Origin of the sequence: Hyphomonas polymorpha PS728, from assembly GCF_000685315.1 — a bacterium.
Taxonomy (GTDB): Bacteria; Pseudomonadota; Alphaproteobacteria; order Caulobacterales; family Hyphomonadaceae; genus Hyphomonas; species Hyphomonas polymorpha.
Genome location: NZ_ARYM01000007.1, coordinates 21,068 through 34,429, shown reverse-complemented (window position 1 = coordinate 34,429; position 13,362 = coordinate 21,068). Strand labels below are relative to the sequence as shown.

Here is a 13,362-nt window from a genome sequence, read left to right as displayed (position 1 = left end):
TTATGCTCCTGATCGATTGAGATAGATGCGCCGGGCATTGCCCGCCCAGACGGCGCGTTGATGTTCCGGGAAGAAACGATTTATCAGCCGCGCGCTCTGGGTGGCCCAGCCGGCATAGTCGCCGGCGTGATTGAGGACTGGCCAGTCGCTGCCCCACATTACGCGGGACGGCCCGAAACAGTCTCGGATGTGGGCGGCGATCTCTCCGAGAGCGTCATCACTTGTGCGGACGCCCGCTTCGGTGAGCAGGCCGGAGAGTTTGCAGGCGACGTTGGGGCGCTGGGCGAGGGCGGCGAGATCTGCGCGCCAGGCGGCGAGATTGCCGGTGGCGATCTGGGGTTTTCCGCCATGGTTGAGGACGATCTGCAGGGCAGGGTGGCGGTCTGCGAGACGTGTCATCACGGGGATGAGATCGGCGCGGGCATGGCCATCAAAGACGAGGCCGTGGCCGGCCATCGCTTCCAGAAGGGGTGAGAAGGCGGGGCGGAGAATCCATTCCGGGTCCGGAAGGTCTGCGATCATGGGGCGCAGGCCCAGCATGCGGGGATCGGCTGCGCGGCGGGCGATTTCGGCGACGGCGCCTGCCGCTTCGAAATCCACCCAGCCCACCACACCGGCCACTCTCGCGTCGGCTTCAGCGAGGGAGAGAAGATAGTCTGTTTCCGCGGCGGTGGCGGCGGCCTGGACGAGGATGACGGAGGAGACGCCGGCGGCGCGGGCTGCGGGCCAGGCATCGTCAATTTCGAAGTCGCGATAGATCGCGCCGAGGTCAGGCGTCATCCAGTCATAGTCACCGCGCGCGAGACGCCAGACATGCATATGGCTGTCGATCCGTTCGATCATGGCACTGGCGCCTCTGCAGCGATGAGGCCTCTGTCTTTCAGCGCGGTCCAGAGATCGGGATTGATCTCTTCCGCGATCCAGCCGGCGATTTCGTTTACCTGCCGGGCGGATTGCGCGCCGGGGATGACGGAGATGACTGCCGGATGCGCCTTGCAGAAGTGCAGCGCGGCCGCCGGAAGGGACGCGCCGAATGCCTCGCATACGTTTCGCAACGTGTTGGCTCGCTCGACAGCCCAGCCGGGCGCGGCGGCGTAATTATAGTGGAGCGCGTCACCCGGCGCGGCGGCGAGAAGGCCGGAATTGAAAGCGCCGCCGATGATGACTTTTATGTCCGCGCGGTGGCATTCATCGAGGAAGCCGAGGGAGGCGGTGTGCTCCAGAAGCGTGTAACGCCCGGCGAGCAGCAGCACGTCCAGATCGAAATGGTCCAGAACATCGCGGCAGACATTGATTTCATTGACGCCGAGGCCGATGGCGCGGGTGAGCCCTTCCCATTTCATCGCGGCCATTTCCGGAAGGGCTTCTTCCATCGCCTGAGCCAGAATTTGCGGATGGGCCGCGCCGTGGGTCATCTCGCCAATATCATGCAGGAGCAAGGCATCAACCGAAGCCACGCCGAGGCGGGCCTGACTGCCTTCAAAGGCCGCGCGGATGCCGTGAGCGGAATAATCGAAGACGGGAACAAAGGGCGCCGGAGTGGCAAAGCCATTGTCCGGAATGGGGCGCCCGTTGGCGGGCTCCAGCCGGCGGCCGACCTTGGTGGAGAGGGATGGCCGGGCGTCTTCGGCCCAGCGATGGGCGCCGACGCGCTGCTCGCTGAGGCCGTGGCCATAGAAGGGGGCGGTGTCGATATAGGTGAGGCCTGCCGCCTGCGCGGCTGCCAGGGTGCGGCTGGCGTCAGCATCCGAAACAGCCGTGTACAGATTTCCGAGCCCCGCTGCGCCGAGGCCGAAATCCGGCAGGGAGAAGGGGGCAGGCGCAGGGGTCATCCAGCGACGGGATCCTCCGCCCAGACCTTGCCATTCGGGAATTCATGATCGGCCATGCTCTGGGGCCAGAGATCCACCGAATAGCCCGGCGCGAGCGGCGCAAGATAGCGCCCGTCGCGGATTTCTATGGGGTTGCGGAAATGCTGGTGCAGGTGGGCGGCGTGTTCGATGACGCGGCCCTCCATGGTGCCGGAAATGCAGATATAATCGATCATCGACAGGTGCTGCACATATTCGCAGAGGCCAACGCCGCCCGCATGGGGGCAGACGGGGATGCCGGCTTTGTCGGCCATCAGCATCACGGCGATCACCTCATTGACGCCGGCCAGGCGGCAGGAATCAATCTGGCAGAAGCCGATGGCCTCCGCCTGCAGGAATTGTTTGAACATCACCTTGTTATGGGCGTGTTCGCCGGTGGCGAGTTGGATGGGGGCGACCTGGCGGGCGATTTCCTTGTGGCCGAGCACATCATCCGGGCTGGTGGGTTCCTCCACCCAGTAGATGTCGTAAGGGGCGATAGCCTTGATGGCGGCGACGGCCTGATCGATGTTCCAGACCTGGTTGGCGTCGACGCTGAGCTTCACATCCTTGCCGAGGGTTTCGCGGAAGAGGGCGCAGCGGCGCACATCGGTGGCGAGATCACCGCCCACCTTGATCTTGAAATGGCGCCAGCCTTCGGCATACGCATTTTTCAGGAGGCTGACGATCTGATCATCCGTATAGCCAATCCAACCGGCGGAGGTTGTGTAGGCGGGGTAGCCTTCGCTGAGCAGGCGCTCGATGCGGGCGGCCTTGCCGGGGGCCTGCGCCGTCAAACGGGCGAGGGCTTCTTCCTTGCTGAGGAAGTCTGCAATGTGGCGGAAGTCGATGGCGGAGACGAGCTGCTCCGGCGAAAGATCGGCCACATAGCGCCAAAGCGGCTTGCCCGCGCGCTTTGCCAGCGCGTCCCAGACGGCATTGTTGAGGGCGGCGGCGGCGAGATGGACCACGCCCTTTTCCGGGCCGAGCCAGCGATACTGGCTGTCATTGAGCAGGAGGCGGGAGGCCAGGCCAAGGTCTGCCTCGAACTCGTCCAGGCTGCGGCCAATGAGATGTTTACCGAGGCCATGGATGGCGGCGACGCAGAGATCCGTGCCCCGGCCGATGGTGAAGGTGAGGCCGTTTCCATCCGGATCGCCGCCGCGCATTTTCAGCGTGGCATAGGCGCAGGAATAGTCCGGGTCCGGATTCATGGCGTCAGAGCCATGGCTTTCCCGTGACGTGGGGAAGCGAATGTCGCGGGCCTCAATGCTTTCAATCATGCCGAAGGTTCCAATGTGTCAGGGGGTAAGCGGCATGGTCAGCCGGTGGGAGGGGAATGGGGCCGCAAGGCCGGAGTGGGGCGTCATGTTTTCCTCCCTGGATCTTTCTTAGCGGCCGCCTCTTGGCGGGTGGCCTCTGCGGCGATTGTTAGGTAAAGAGTGTTTCATATGCAAGCGGGATGTTTGTATATGAACTTGAAATGACCTCGCGTCAGGGGGCGCGAAGTGGCACCCTGATGACAGTAGCGCGGGAGGAAACGATGCAGCGTAAGGCGATGATGATCCAGCTGAAGCCGGAAAAGATGGCGGAATACAAGGAGCTGCACGCCAATGCCTGGCCCGCGATCCTGCGGCAGATTACGGCGTGCAATATCCGCAATTACAGCATCTTTCTGCGCGAACCGGAGAATCTGCTGGTGGGCATGTTTGAATACCATGGCAGCGACTACGAGGCCGACATGAAGGCGATGGCGGATGATCCGGAGACCCAGCGCTGGTGGGCGCTGACCGACCCCTGCCAGGGCCCGCTTGCCTCAGCGGCGCCGGGCGAATGGTGGGCGCCGATGGAGGAAGTGTTCCATCACGATTGAGGGCAGCCTTAGCGGGGCGCGTGGCCCAGCGCCGCAGAGATGCGCGCCGCGGCTTCGGCCACCAGATGGGGCGCTTCTTCCAGCGAGACGCGGGCGCGGCGGGTGACCACGAAAGGAACGGTGAGGCTGGCGACGGCGCCGCGACTGGTGGCATCGAAAATGGGCGCGCCAATATCCGTCACGCCATCGACCATGCGGGAAGGCATGCAGACAAAGCCCTTCGCGCGCACGTCTTTGATCTGTTCATAGAGCGTTTCAAGCTCGTCCGCGCTGGCGCCGGCGGCTTTCAGGTCTTCCACCATCTTGGCTTCATGGGCGGGCGAAGCGAAGGCGAAGAGGACTAGGCCAGAGGCTGATTTCATGATCGAGCGGCGATGGCCGAGGCGAACGCTGAAGCCGACATCATCGGGACTTTCCGTCCGTGCAATGACGACGATCTGATCGGAGCTGACTACGGCGAGCTGGATCGACTGCATCATGCGCGAAGCAAGGGCCGACATTTCCGGCAGAGCGGCCTCGTGCAGGTCCATCTTGGGCGGGGAACGCATGCCGACTTCGAACAGCCGGTTGGAGAGCTGCAGCTTTTCCGGGTCGTCCGTGCGCTCCACATAGCCGCGCATCTCGAGCACCACGACCATCCGGTAAATCTCGCTGCGGGAGCGGCCGAGATTGCGGGCGATATCCGAGATGGATTGCGGCGTGCGCAGGCTGGCCAGGCATTCGAGAATATCGAGGCCTTTTTCCAGGGCGGGGGCTTTGTAGGGCGCTTCCGTCATCGATTGCCGGGATCCTCAGATTGCTCAGGCTGTTTTATATATGAACCGGAACGGTAAAAATATCCACTGGTGACTGGGGCAAATTTCGCGGAAAAAGCGGAGGCGTGGCTTGGGACGGGGTCAGGCGCTGGTCGCGCTGTTGGCGGCCAGCATCTGGCGGGCGGACTTTTCAGCCAGGTCCACGGCCAGTTCGATTTCCTCGGCGAGCTTGCGTTTGCCGGGGGCGGTGGCCCATCTTTCATGCGGCAGGATCAGGCATTCCACCAACAGGGCCGCAACGAGATCGGCAAGATAGCCGGAGGCGCGATCCAGTTTGAAGTCTGCGGCGATGTATTCCGCGTAGACATCTTTTTGTCCGTGTTCGTACTGAGTCCAGGCGAAAGCCAGTTCCCGATCATGGCGCAGATTGTTCCAGAGAGCGGCGTCGGACTGCTGGGCGCTGCGGCGGATGGCGGCATAAGCGAGGGCTTCCTCGCGGTAGAATTCGAAAAAGCCCTTGCTGTCGCGCGCGGCCCAGGCCCGCTCTCGCAGCGTGTCGACACCTTGCGCAGCGAGGCTGCTGGCGAGGTCATTCTTGGAATTGAAATGCATGAACAGCGTGGTGACGTGAATGTCGGCCGCGTCTGCGATGGTCTGCATCGTAGTGGCGGCAAAGCCGGTCTTGCTGAACTGTTCGAACGCGACGTTGAGAATTTTCTCGCGGGTGCGCCGGCGCCGTTCTGTGCGCCGTGGATACTTGATCTCCGCCGCCGTTGCCGATCCGTCCCCCTGGACGGGCTCCGGCTTTTCGGTTTTCGGAGTTTTGGCCATTGAAAGTCTCTTGTCCAGGATCAGGGTGGTCTATGGGGTATTCTAGGATGGAACGCCGGGGCGTCAAAGTTGTTCGGCCCTTTTGCGCGCCAGTGTTTCAACAGCTCTTTCATGATCCTGCTTTGAAACAGGATAAAAGCTCATGATGACGAGCGCCGCCGAGGTGAAGAGGAAGGTTGCCACTGTCAGTGCCAGTGCCAGATCATTCACCGTCGAGAGGTCTACGGCGCCCGGTTTAGCGTCATTCGGGAAGCCTACAAGCGTCAGCAGCAGGCCGGAGACCAGGACGCCCATTCCCGACACGGTCTTTCCGATGAAGGTGGCGGCCGAGAAGAGCAGGCCTTCGGATTGCCGGCCGGTTGTCAGCTGAATCTGGTCGGTTGCATCGGCGATCATTGAGGCCGTCAGGATGGCGGCGGCCACCACCGACATGGCCACCACCGCCTGGAATACAAACAGCGACGGCAGCAGGGCGGGGTTTCCATTCTCCGGGAACAGACCGCCCAGCCTTAGCAGAACGGGAACCACGATACCGGTCAGCGTGACGGCGAACAGCGCCAGCGTGGTCCATTTCTTGCCGAACGATCTGGACAGAGGAAGCGCAATCACCAGAGCGAGAATGACGCCGAGCAGGCCAGCCGAGGTGAGCACGGCGATCTGGTCGCTCGTCAGTTCCCAGAAATAGGTCTGCATGTAGATGGTGAGCGCCGCGTTCAGGCCGCCGGCCATGGAGCCGAAGATGCTGCCGATGAATATGGGCGCATTGACGCGGTGGAACAGCGTCGCAACCATCTCCCTTATGGTTTGCAGGAAAGGCTGGCGCATGGGGGGCGGCGGGTTGATCAGGCTCGATATCCGGCTGTGCGTGCCAAGGCTCGACGCGAAGATGGCGGTGGCCATCAGGGGCGCGGCGATCCAGGCATAGGTGTGATAGCCGGAGCGATCGAGCAGGCCGCCGGCCGAAGCAGCTTCGGGCGAGAAAATGGCGGTGAATACGAAAATGCCCATCAGGATGCCCCCGGCGACGCCGAAGAAATACCTGTAGGAAACGAGTTCCGTGCGCTCATGATAGTTCTGGGTGAACTCGGCCAGGAGCGCCGTGGACGGAATTTCATAGATACCGATAAAGGTCCGCGTGATCGTGGTCATGATCAGCAGATAGGTAAAGAGAACGGTGTGGGAGGCTTCTGCGGGAGGAAACCAGAGGAGCAGGTAGAAGACCCCCACGGGCAGCACGGACGCATACATGAAGGGATGCCGCCGGCCCCATTTGCTCCGCAGGCTGTCAGACCATTGCCCGACCACGGGATCGAGAATGGCGTCCACGACCATGGCCATCATGATCGCGGCGCCAACCCAGGCGGCCGGGAGGCCCATCACCTGGTTATAGTAGATCATCAGGAGGGCGTTGAAACCATGGTCCTTGATACCGAACGCTATGGTTCCAACGCCGTAGACGAGTTTCGTCGACCAGGGCAGTTTTCCAGCCTTTTCAGCCATCGACTACTCCCCCGGCCGCCGGATCAGAAGCGCACTTGCAGCTGGACGCCATAGGTGCGCGGCGGGGTGAGGTAAAGCGTGGTGGCCGAGCCGCCAGCGGGGATCGCCGTCAGCGTGCCGGTTGCCCCGTCATAGCCCTGTTCGTCGAACACATTCTTGACGTAGCCAACGACGCGGTAACGGTCTGCCGGGCTTTTCCAGACGCCGATGAGGTCCACCTGATCGAAGGCTTCAGTCTCCGAATACGGACGGTTGAAGACGCCGTGATAGGTGGCGTCCTGCCAGGAATAGTTGCCCGATACCGTCAGATCGCCATTTGCTCCAAGCGGGATGTCATAGCTGACATTGAGGCCCAGCTTGTTGGGGATGGTGCGCGGCAGCATCTGGCCTTTGAGATCCTGGGGCTGGTTGCCATTGGCATCGATCGGGCCGACAGGCTGCGCGTCGGGTTGCAGGCCAAGTGGGTCCACGACATCAATGAAGCAGCAGGCGCTGCGCACTTCGGAGTCGTTATAGGCATAGCTCGCAAGGATCCGCAGTTGGTCCGTAGGCGTCCACATGGCTTCGAGTTCGACGCCCTGGGCGCGCGAATCTTCAATATTGAAGAAGCGCGTGAGCCGCACACCATTTTCCACCACATCCAGCGGCGCCTGAAGGCCGTCATAGGCATAGTAGAAGTAGCTGGCGTTCAGCTGCAGCTGGTCACCGATGGATTTCTTCATGCCCACTTCGTAGGCGTCAAGGGTTTCCTTATCGGTCAGCGGAAACTGGCTGATGCCGCCGGCATTGAAGCCGCCGGATTTGTAACCACGGCTGTAGCGGGCGTAATAGTTCGTGCTCGCATCCGGTTGCCATTGGATGCCAGCCACGCCAGACAGCGCGTTCCAGTCAGCAGCGAGGCGGCGGCGGGCAAGGCCCGTGGCCGGATCAATCTCCACCGCGCTGGCAACGCCGGGGGCGTCGGCATAGGACACCGTTGCCGCCGTCAGGTCGATCACCGGCGCCAGGGCCCCAGAACCGCCGAGCGAAATACCCGGAATGATGCCATAGCCCAGCACGCGCAGCTGTTCGGAGCCATATTTCTCGTCCTGAGAATAGCGCAAACCGCCGGTAAGTGTGATCGTGTCAGTAACCGCATAGTCCGCCTGACCGAACACGGCGTAGGATTTGGTATTCAGATCGGAGATCGCGGTGACATAATCGCCGCTGGGATTGGGCGCGGCGCCAAACGGGGCGAGCATCTGCGGCTGGGCGGCGTTGCCGAAGTGCGATTCCTGATGAGCATCTTCATAATAGGCATAGGCGCCCAAAATCCACCACAGGTCCGAATCGGTCGTGGACTGAACAGTCAGCTCATGGCTGGAATAGGCGCGGTCTTCGATATAGCCGAAGGTGCGGGAGGGATAGATCGTCGCCGGGGCGCAGATCGGGCCGATATTCTCGATCAGCCAGGCGCAGTTCGGCCCGCCGGTGAAGAGTTCACCGGCGGCAATGTTCGCCGGGTCCAGTGGGTAGGTGTAGGAGATGACGTCTGTGTTGTCGTCATCACGGTTCGAATTGTAGTCGAAGATGCGGTAGCCGCCGAGATATTTGATATCGACGGTCGGCAGGCTCCAGGTGGCGATGGCGGCAAAGCCGTAATTGCCATCAACATTGGACTGGGTTGGCGTGTTCGCGTTGAACTTGCGGATGTCATCCACGCCCGGATTGGTGGTGGCGGATCCGGCCTGGGTGAGGCCCGGCATGTAATAGCCGAAGGCGTTGCCCGGCGTCAGATAGCCCGGCGGGAAGGGGAAGGGATCATAGGGCGAGGCGAGGTTGGTGCTGCGATTGCGCAGCGAGGCGTCGAGATAATCCGCCTTGAGCCACAAGGAGAAACCTTCTGCCGGGTCCATGTCCAGCTGGAACTCCGCATACGTTGTTTCATTCGCGCCGCCCTCGCTGGGGCCGCCGGCAACGTTCTTGTAATAGCCGTCTTTCTGATCGCGGAACGAGCCGCCAAGCTTGGCGCGGACCTTGTCGGTCAGCGGGCCGGAAATGGCCGCTTCGATTTCATAGGTCTGGTAGTTGGCGATACCGGCGCGGGCTTCGGCGGTGAAAGTCTCTGTCGGCCGTTTGGAGATGACGTTGATGGCCCCGCCGATGGAGTTACGGCCATAGAGCGTGCCCTGCGGGCCGCGCAGGATCTCGACTCGCTCGACGAAGAAGTCACTCTTGCCGACGGCGCTGGTGGAGGAATCATAGATGCCATCGGCGTAGGTCGCCACGCCGGGATCGGAGCCGTTGGTGTTGGTCTGGCGGCCCACGCCGCGGATGAACACGCGGTCGTCGCCTGATGAGAAGGCAAGGCTGGGCGTGAAGCGGGCAAAGTCTGCCAGGCTGTCTAGGGCGAGTTCCTGGCGCGTCTCTTCGGTAAAGGCGGTCACGGAGACAGGCACATCATTGAGGCTCTGCTCACGCTTTACGGCGGTGACGGTGACCTGTTCCAGACGCTTCACTTCGCTGGAGTCGGTGTCTTCCTGGGCGATGGCCTGGCCCGTGGCAACAATGGCCAGCGCGCTTGCGGCTGCCCACAAAGATGGTCTCTTCATTGTCGTATTCCTCCCAATCATCCTGTTTTTGAGTCAGCCGTGGCCTAGATGATTTTCGGCAGGATAAGATCGATTAATATATTTGCATAGGGTTATCTTGAGTTTCCGTTGCGTTCGGTGCTGGCCGGGCGGCGGGCCGGGGATGCTTGCGCCTGCGGCCTGCCTGCTGTTACCCCTCGGGAAGACCAGAGGGCGGCGAGATAATGAGGAGTGCCGGGCATGAAATATGGGATACTGGGCGCTGGCCTTGGCCTGCTGGTGTTGGCCGGGTGTGGGCCACAGGCGCCGGAACAGGGGCCCGCGCCGGAGGCCGAGGTGCAGACTGATCCGCTCGCCAGCCTGCCCCCGCCGAGGGAGGGCGTAGCGACAGACCGCTTCGCGCGCCTGGCACTTTCCTGCGTTCACAAGGAATATCCCAACAAGATCAGCCATGTGCTGAACTCCGCCGCTGACGCGGCCCCGCCGCGCCAGCTTTATCCGGCCTTCTATGGTTGCTTCGACTGGCACTCCTCGGTGCATGGCCACTGGCTGCTGACGCGCATTCTGAATACGGACCCGCAGACACCTTATGCCGGCGCCATAAAGGCGGCGCTGGCGCAGAGCTTCACGGCGGAGAATATCGCCGGGGAGGTCGCCTATTTCCAGCAGCCGGAGCGGGCCTCCTTCGAGCGCCCTTACGGCACGGCCTGGTTCCTACAGCTGATGACGGAGCTGCGCCAGGCGGAGTTCGCCGAGGCGGCCGGCTGGGCAGAGACACTCGCCCCGCTGGAAACGCTGATCGCGGACTATACCAGCGCCTGGCTGCCGAAGCTCGTTTATCCCATCCGCGCAGGCACGCATAACCAGACCGCCTTTGCTTTTGGCCTGATGATCGACTGGGCGGACGCCACCGGCAACGCAGCCTTCCGTGAACAGATCGCTGCCAAGTCGCTGGAATTCTACAGCGGAGATGTTTCCTGCCCGCTGGCCTATGAGCCTTCAGGGGAGGATTTTCTCTCGCCCTGCCTGATGGAGGCAGACCTGATGCGCCGCGTGATGAGCCGGGAGAACTTTGCTGCCTGGCTCACGGCCTTCCTGCCGCTGATCCCGCAGGATGGGCACGGGGACTGGCTGGCGCCCGGCGTGGTGCTTGACCCGTCCGATGGCAAGCTGGTGCATCTTGATGGGCTGAACCTCACTCGCGCCTGGGCGATGGAGGGGATTGCGTCGGCCCTGCCGGAGGCCGACCCGCGCCGCGCCGCGCTGCTCGCCTCAGCGGCGGTTCACAAGGAAAGCGGCGTCGCTGCCGTCAGCGAGGAGCATTATGCCGGCAGCCACTGGCTGGCGAGCTTCGCCACCTATCTGGAAACGCGCAGAGGCATTCCCGCCGAATGAAAGCCCGGCTCTCCTTCGGCCCTGGCGCGCTGGTTGCGGCCGCTTTCATTGGTCCGGGTACGGTAACGGCCTGCACGCTGGCGGGCGCCAATTTCGGCTTTGCGCTCGTCTGGGCGCTGGTCTTTGCCACGTTCGCCACGATCATCCTGCAGGAGATGACCGTGCGTCTCGGCATTCTGGGCGGGGCGGGGCTTGGCGAAGCGCTGGTCGCGCCGGGGACGCCAGTGGCGCTGAAATGGGGCGCAATCATCCTTGTGCTGGCCGCGCTGGCACTGGGCAATGCGGCCTATGAGGCGGGCAACATCACGGGCGGCGCGCTGGGGATGCGCGCCATCCTCGGCGAGGGAGACGGCGTGCAGAGAGCTGCTGCGCTCGCCACCGGCCTGATCGCCGCGCTCGTACTCCTGCTTGGGCGGTACAAGACGCTGGAGCGGTTTCTGATCGGCCTCGTCATTCTCATGAGCCTCGCCTTTGCCGCCAGCCTTGTGCTGGTGCGGCCGGATATCGGCGCGATGCTGGCGGGCCTGAGGCCGCAGTTGCCCGATGGCAGCCTGCTGACCGCCATGGCGCTGATCGGCACGACGATTGTGCCGTATAATCTGTTCCTGCATGCCGCCGCCGTGCGCGAGCGCTGGAAGGAGAATACCGAAGGCGGCCTTGCCGCCGCGATTGCCGATACGCGCGTTTCCGTTGGCCTTGGCGGGCTCATTTCCATCCTTGTGCTGAGCACGGCAGCGGCGAGCCTCTTTGGCGCGGGGCTGGTGATCAGCAGCGGCGCGGATATGGCCTCGGCGCTGGAGCCGGCCTATGGCCCGGCGGCGCGAATTCTTGTCGGCGCAGGCCTCTGCGCGGCGGGGCTTTCTTCCGCCATCACTGCGCCGCTCGCCACCGCCTATGCCGTGTGTGAAGTGACGGGCCGGCCAAAGTCCGGCTGGCTGTTCAAAGGTATCGCGCTGACGATCGTGGCCATTGGGCTCAGTGTTGCGCTGCTGGGCATCCGTCCGGTGCAACTGATCCTTGTGGCGCAGGTGGCCAATGGCCTGCTGTTGCCGATTGTGGCTGTGTTCCTGCTGATCACCATGAACCGGAAATCCGTGCTGGGGGATCATGTCAACGGGCCGGTGCGCAATGCCCTGGGCGGTCTTGTCGTGCTGGTGGCGGCGTTCCTCGGGTTGCGGCTCATCCTGCGCGCGGTGGGCATCTGGCCATGACGCGCAGCATCTGTCTTAACGCCGATATTGGCGAGCTTCCGGGCGAGGCGGGCCGGGCGCTGGACCGGGCGATCCTCCGCCAAGTTTCCCGCTGCAGCATCGCTTGTGGTGGCCATGCGGGCGACACTGAGTCGATGACGCAGACCCTCCAGATGGCGCAGGAGTTTGGCGTGCTGGCGGGCGCGCATCCTTCCTATCCGGACCGGGAGGGATTCGGACGTTCCCGGAACAATGTCTCTGCGGCAGAGCTTGCCACTTCGCTTAAGGATCAGGTGTCAGACCTGCTGCGCATTGCGGCGGCGACCGGTACGCAGGTGCGCCACATCAAACCCCATGGCGCGCTGTATAATGATGCAGCTAAGGATGCCGGGCTTGCTGGCATGGTCGCCGCGTTGTGCGCGGAAACCGGCATTCCGGTTCTGATCGGCCCGCCCGCCTCCCAGATGGAGCGCGCCGCCAGGGTGAGCGGCCTTACCTATGTTGCGGAGGGCTTTGCTGACCGCGCCTATGAGGCCGATCTCAGTCTTACCCCGCGCAATCTTCCGGGGGCTGTCTTTCGTGACGCGGAAAGCCAGAACGCCCAGGCGCTCTCCATTGCGCTGCGCCACGAAGTGATTACCCGCACGGGGGAGACCGTTCCTCTCCATGTGCAAACCCTTTGCCTGCATGGCGACACGCCGGGCGCCGCGGAGAATGCCGCGCGGCTGCGCACCGTGCTGGAAGCCCGCGGCGTTACGATACGCCCATGAGCGCGCCGGAAATTTTCTTCGTGGGGGATGATGCGCTCGCCGTGAAGCTGGCTGAGCGCGCAGCGCGTCACGCGCTTGCAGCGGCCTTGCGCGCATCGGGGCAATGGGTGGACGTAGTGCCGGGGAAGGGGGAGGTTACGGTTCAGTTCGATCCGCTGGTTGTCCCGCCCCGACAGGCAGAGGCCTTGTTGCGCCAGCAGGCGGTAGATATTCCGGAAACGGAGGATGTGTCGGTGCAGACCATTACCCTCCACATGCAGGCCGATGACACAGCGGGGCCGGACCTTGCCCGTATCGCAGCCGAAAATGGCCTGACGGCCGAGGCGTTCCTTGCGCGCATATCTGCCTCGCCCCTGATCGTTGACATGATGGGCTTCACCGCCGGATTTGCCTATGTTTCCGGGCTGGATCCTGCGCTCATCGCGCCGCGTCTCGATACGCCCCGGCAGAGGGTTCCGGCAGGCTCGGTCGGCATGATCTCCGGACAGCTGGGTCTTTATGCGCTTGCCGGCCCGGCAGGCTGGCCGATCATCGGGCGTATCGCCGAGCCGTTGTTTGACGCCCGGCGGGAGGCGCCCTTTACTCTGGAGGCGGGTGTCTCCATCCAGCTGGTGATCGAGCGTTAGGC

Annotated in this window: 12 protein-coding genes; 5 read left to right on the top strand and 7 right to left on the bottom strand. The window is 63.1% G+C overall.

The features are described 5' to 3' along the window. The 3 genes from HPO_RS07205 to HPO_RS07195 are packed head-to-tail and all read right to left on the bottom strand — an operon-like array spanning nt 1 to nt 3,133. Nucleotides 1-840, bottom strand: coding sequence for an amidohydrolase family protein (locus HPO_RS07205; RefSeq protein WP_035596635.1), 840 nt, complete (start codon nt 838-840; stop codon nt 1-3). Further along, entirely contained in the window at nt 840-1,832 is a 993-nt protein-coding gene (locus HPO_RS07200) for an aldo/keto reductase (RefSeq protein WP_035596348.1), read from the bottom strand. The genes HPO_RS07205 and HPO_RS07200 overlap by 1 nt, the downstream gene beginning before the upstream one ends. Continuing rightward, a complete protein-coding gene (locus HPO_RS07195) occupies nt 1,829-3,133 on the bottom strand; it encodes an enolase C-terminal domain-like protein (protein ID WP_035596345.1) in 1,305 nt (434 codons plus the stop codon). Before HPO_RS07195 ends, HPO_RS07200 begins: the two co-directional genes overlap by 4 nt. A gap of 260 nt (nt 3,134-3,393) precedes the next feature. On the opposite strand from HPO_RS07195, the gene HPO_RS07190 reads away from it, so the two are divergent. Beyond that, nucleotides 3,394-3,723: an L-rhamnose mutarotase gene (locus tag HPO_RS07190; RefSeq protein WP_035596633.1), complete on the top strand. Its 330-nt coding sequence runs from the start codon at nt 3,394-3,396 to the stop codon at nt 3,721-3,723. A gap of 8 nt (nt 3,724-3,731) precedes the next feature. On the opposite strand, the gene HPO_RS07185 is transcribed toward HPO_RS07190, so the two are convergent. From HPO_RS07185 to HPO_RS07170, 4 genes are all read right to left on the bottom strand, one after another. After that, entirely contained in the window at nt 3,732-4,499 is a 768-nt protein-coding gene (locus HPO_RS07185; RefSeq protein ID WP_035596343.1) for an IclR family transcriptional regulator, read from the bottom strand. Nucleotides 4,500-4,619: 120 nt separating this feature from the next. Continuing rightward, nucleotides 4,620-5,309 carry a TetR/AcrR family transcriptional regulator gene (locus HPO_RS07180; RefSeq protein WP_035596341.1) on the bottom strand — a complete coding sequence of 230 codons (690 nt, stop codon included), beginning with the start codon at nt 5,307-5,309 and terminating at the stop codon, nt 4,620-4,622. 63 nt (nt 5,310-5,372) lie between these two features. Continuing rightward, complete coding sequence (locus HPO_RS07175) at nt 5,373-6,809, bottom strand: MFS transporter (RefSeq protein WP_035596339.1); 1,437 nt, start codon at nt 6,807-6,809, stop codon at nt 5,373-5,375. 23 nt (nt 6,810-6,832) lie between these two features. Continuing rightward, entirely contained in the window at nt 6,833-9,400 is a 2,568-nt protein-coding gene (locus HPO_RS07170; RefSeq protein ID WP_035596335.1) for a TonB-dependent receptor, read from the bottom strand. Nucleotides 9,401-9,619: 219 nt separating this feature from the next. On the opposite strand from HPO_RS07170, the gene HPO_RS07165 reads away from it, so the two are divergent. Genes HPO_RS07165 through HPO_RS19665 form a run of 4 tightly spaced genes read left to right on the top strand, consistent with a single transcriptional unit; the run spans nt 9,620 to nt 13,360 of the window. After that, nucleotides 9,620-10,774 (top strand): DUF2891 domain-containing protein, encoded by a 1,155-nt coding sequence (locus HPO_RS07165; RefSeq protein ID WP_035596333.1) that lies wholly within the window; start codon nt 9,620-9,622, stop codon nt 10,772-10,774. Beyond that, nucleotides 10,771-11,985: an Nramp family divalent metal transporter gene (locus HPO_RS07160; protein WP_035596331.1), complete on the top strand. Its 1,215-nt coding sequence runs from the start codon at nt 10,771-10,773 to the stop codon at nt 11,983-11,985. Before HPO_RS07165 ends, HPO_RS07160 begins: the two co-directional genes overlap by 4 nt. Further along, entirely contained in the window at nt 11,982-12,734 is a 753-nt protein-coding gene (gene pxpA / locus HPO_RS07155) for a 5-oxoprolinase subunit PxpA (protein ID WP_035596329.1), read from the top strand. Before HPO_RS07160 ends, pxpA begins: the two co-directional genes overlap by 4 nt. Further along, on the top strand, nt 12,731-13,360 hold the full coding sequence (locus tag HPO_RS19665) for a 5-oxoprolinase subunit B family protein (protein WP_051612400.1): 630 nt from the start codon (nt 12,731-12,733) through the stop codon (nt 13,358-13,360). The genes pxpA and HPO_RS19665 overlap by 4 nt, the downstream gene beginning before the upstream one ends. The last annotated feature ends 2 nt before the right edge of the window (nt 13,361-13,362 follow it).

Coding starts and splice junctions, on each gene's coding strand:
- HPO_RS07200 (WP_035596348.1), bottom strand. CDS start 1,832: ATGACCCCTGCGCCTGCCCCCTTCTCCCTGCCGGATTTCGGCCTCGGC.
- HPO_RS07195 (WP_035596345.1), bottom strand. CDS start 3,133: ATGATTGAAAGCATTGAGGCCCGCGACATTCGCTTCCCCACGTCACGG.
- HPO_RS07190 (WP_035596633.1), top strand. CDS start 3,394: ATGCAGCGTAAGGCGATGATGATCCAGCTGAAGCCGGAAAAGATGGCG.
- HPO_RS07185 (WP_035596343.1), bottom strand. CDS start 4,499: ATGACGGAAGCGCCCTACAAAGCCCCCGCCCTGGAAAAAGGCCTCGAT.
- HPO_RS07180 (WP_035596341.1), bottom strand. CDS start 5,309: ATGGCCAAAACTCCGAAAACCGAAAAGCCGGAGCCCGTCCAGGGGGAC.
- HPO_RS07175 (WP_035596339.1), bottom strand. CDS start 6,809: ATGGCTGAAAAGGCTGGAAAACTGCCCTGGTCGACGAAACTCGTCTAC.
- HPO_RS07170 (WP_035596335.1), bottom strand. CDS start 9,400: ATGAAGAGACCATCTTTGTGGGCAGCCGCAAGCGCGCTGGCCATTGTT.
- HPO_RS07165 (WP_035596333.1), top strand. CDS start 9,620: ATGAAATATGGGATACTGGGCGCTGGCCTTGGCCTGCTGGTGTTGGCC.
- HPO_RS07160 (WP_035596331.1), top strand. CDS start 10,771: ATGAAAGCCCGGCTCTCCTTCGGCCCTGGCGCGCTGGTTGCGGCCGCT.
- pxpA (WP_035596329.1), top strand. CDS start 11,982: ATGACGCGCAGCATCTGTCTTAACGCCGATATTGGCGAGCTTCCGGGC.
- HPO_RS19665 (WP_051612400.1), top strand. CDS start 12,731: ATGAGCGCGCCGGAAATTTTCTTCGTGGGGGATGATGCGCTCGCCGTG.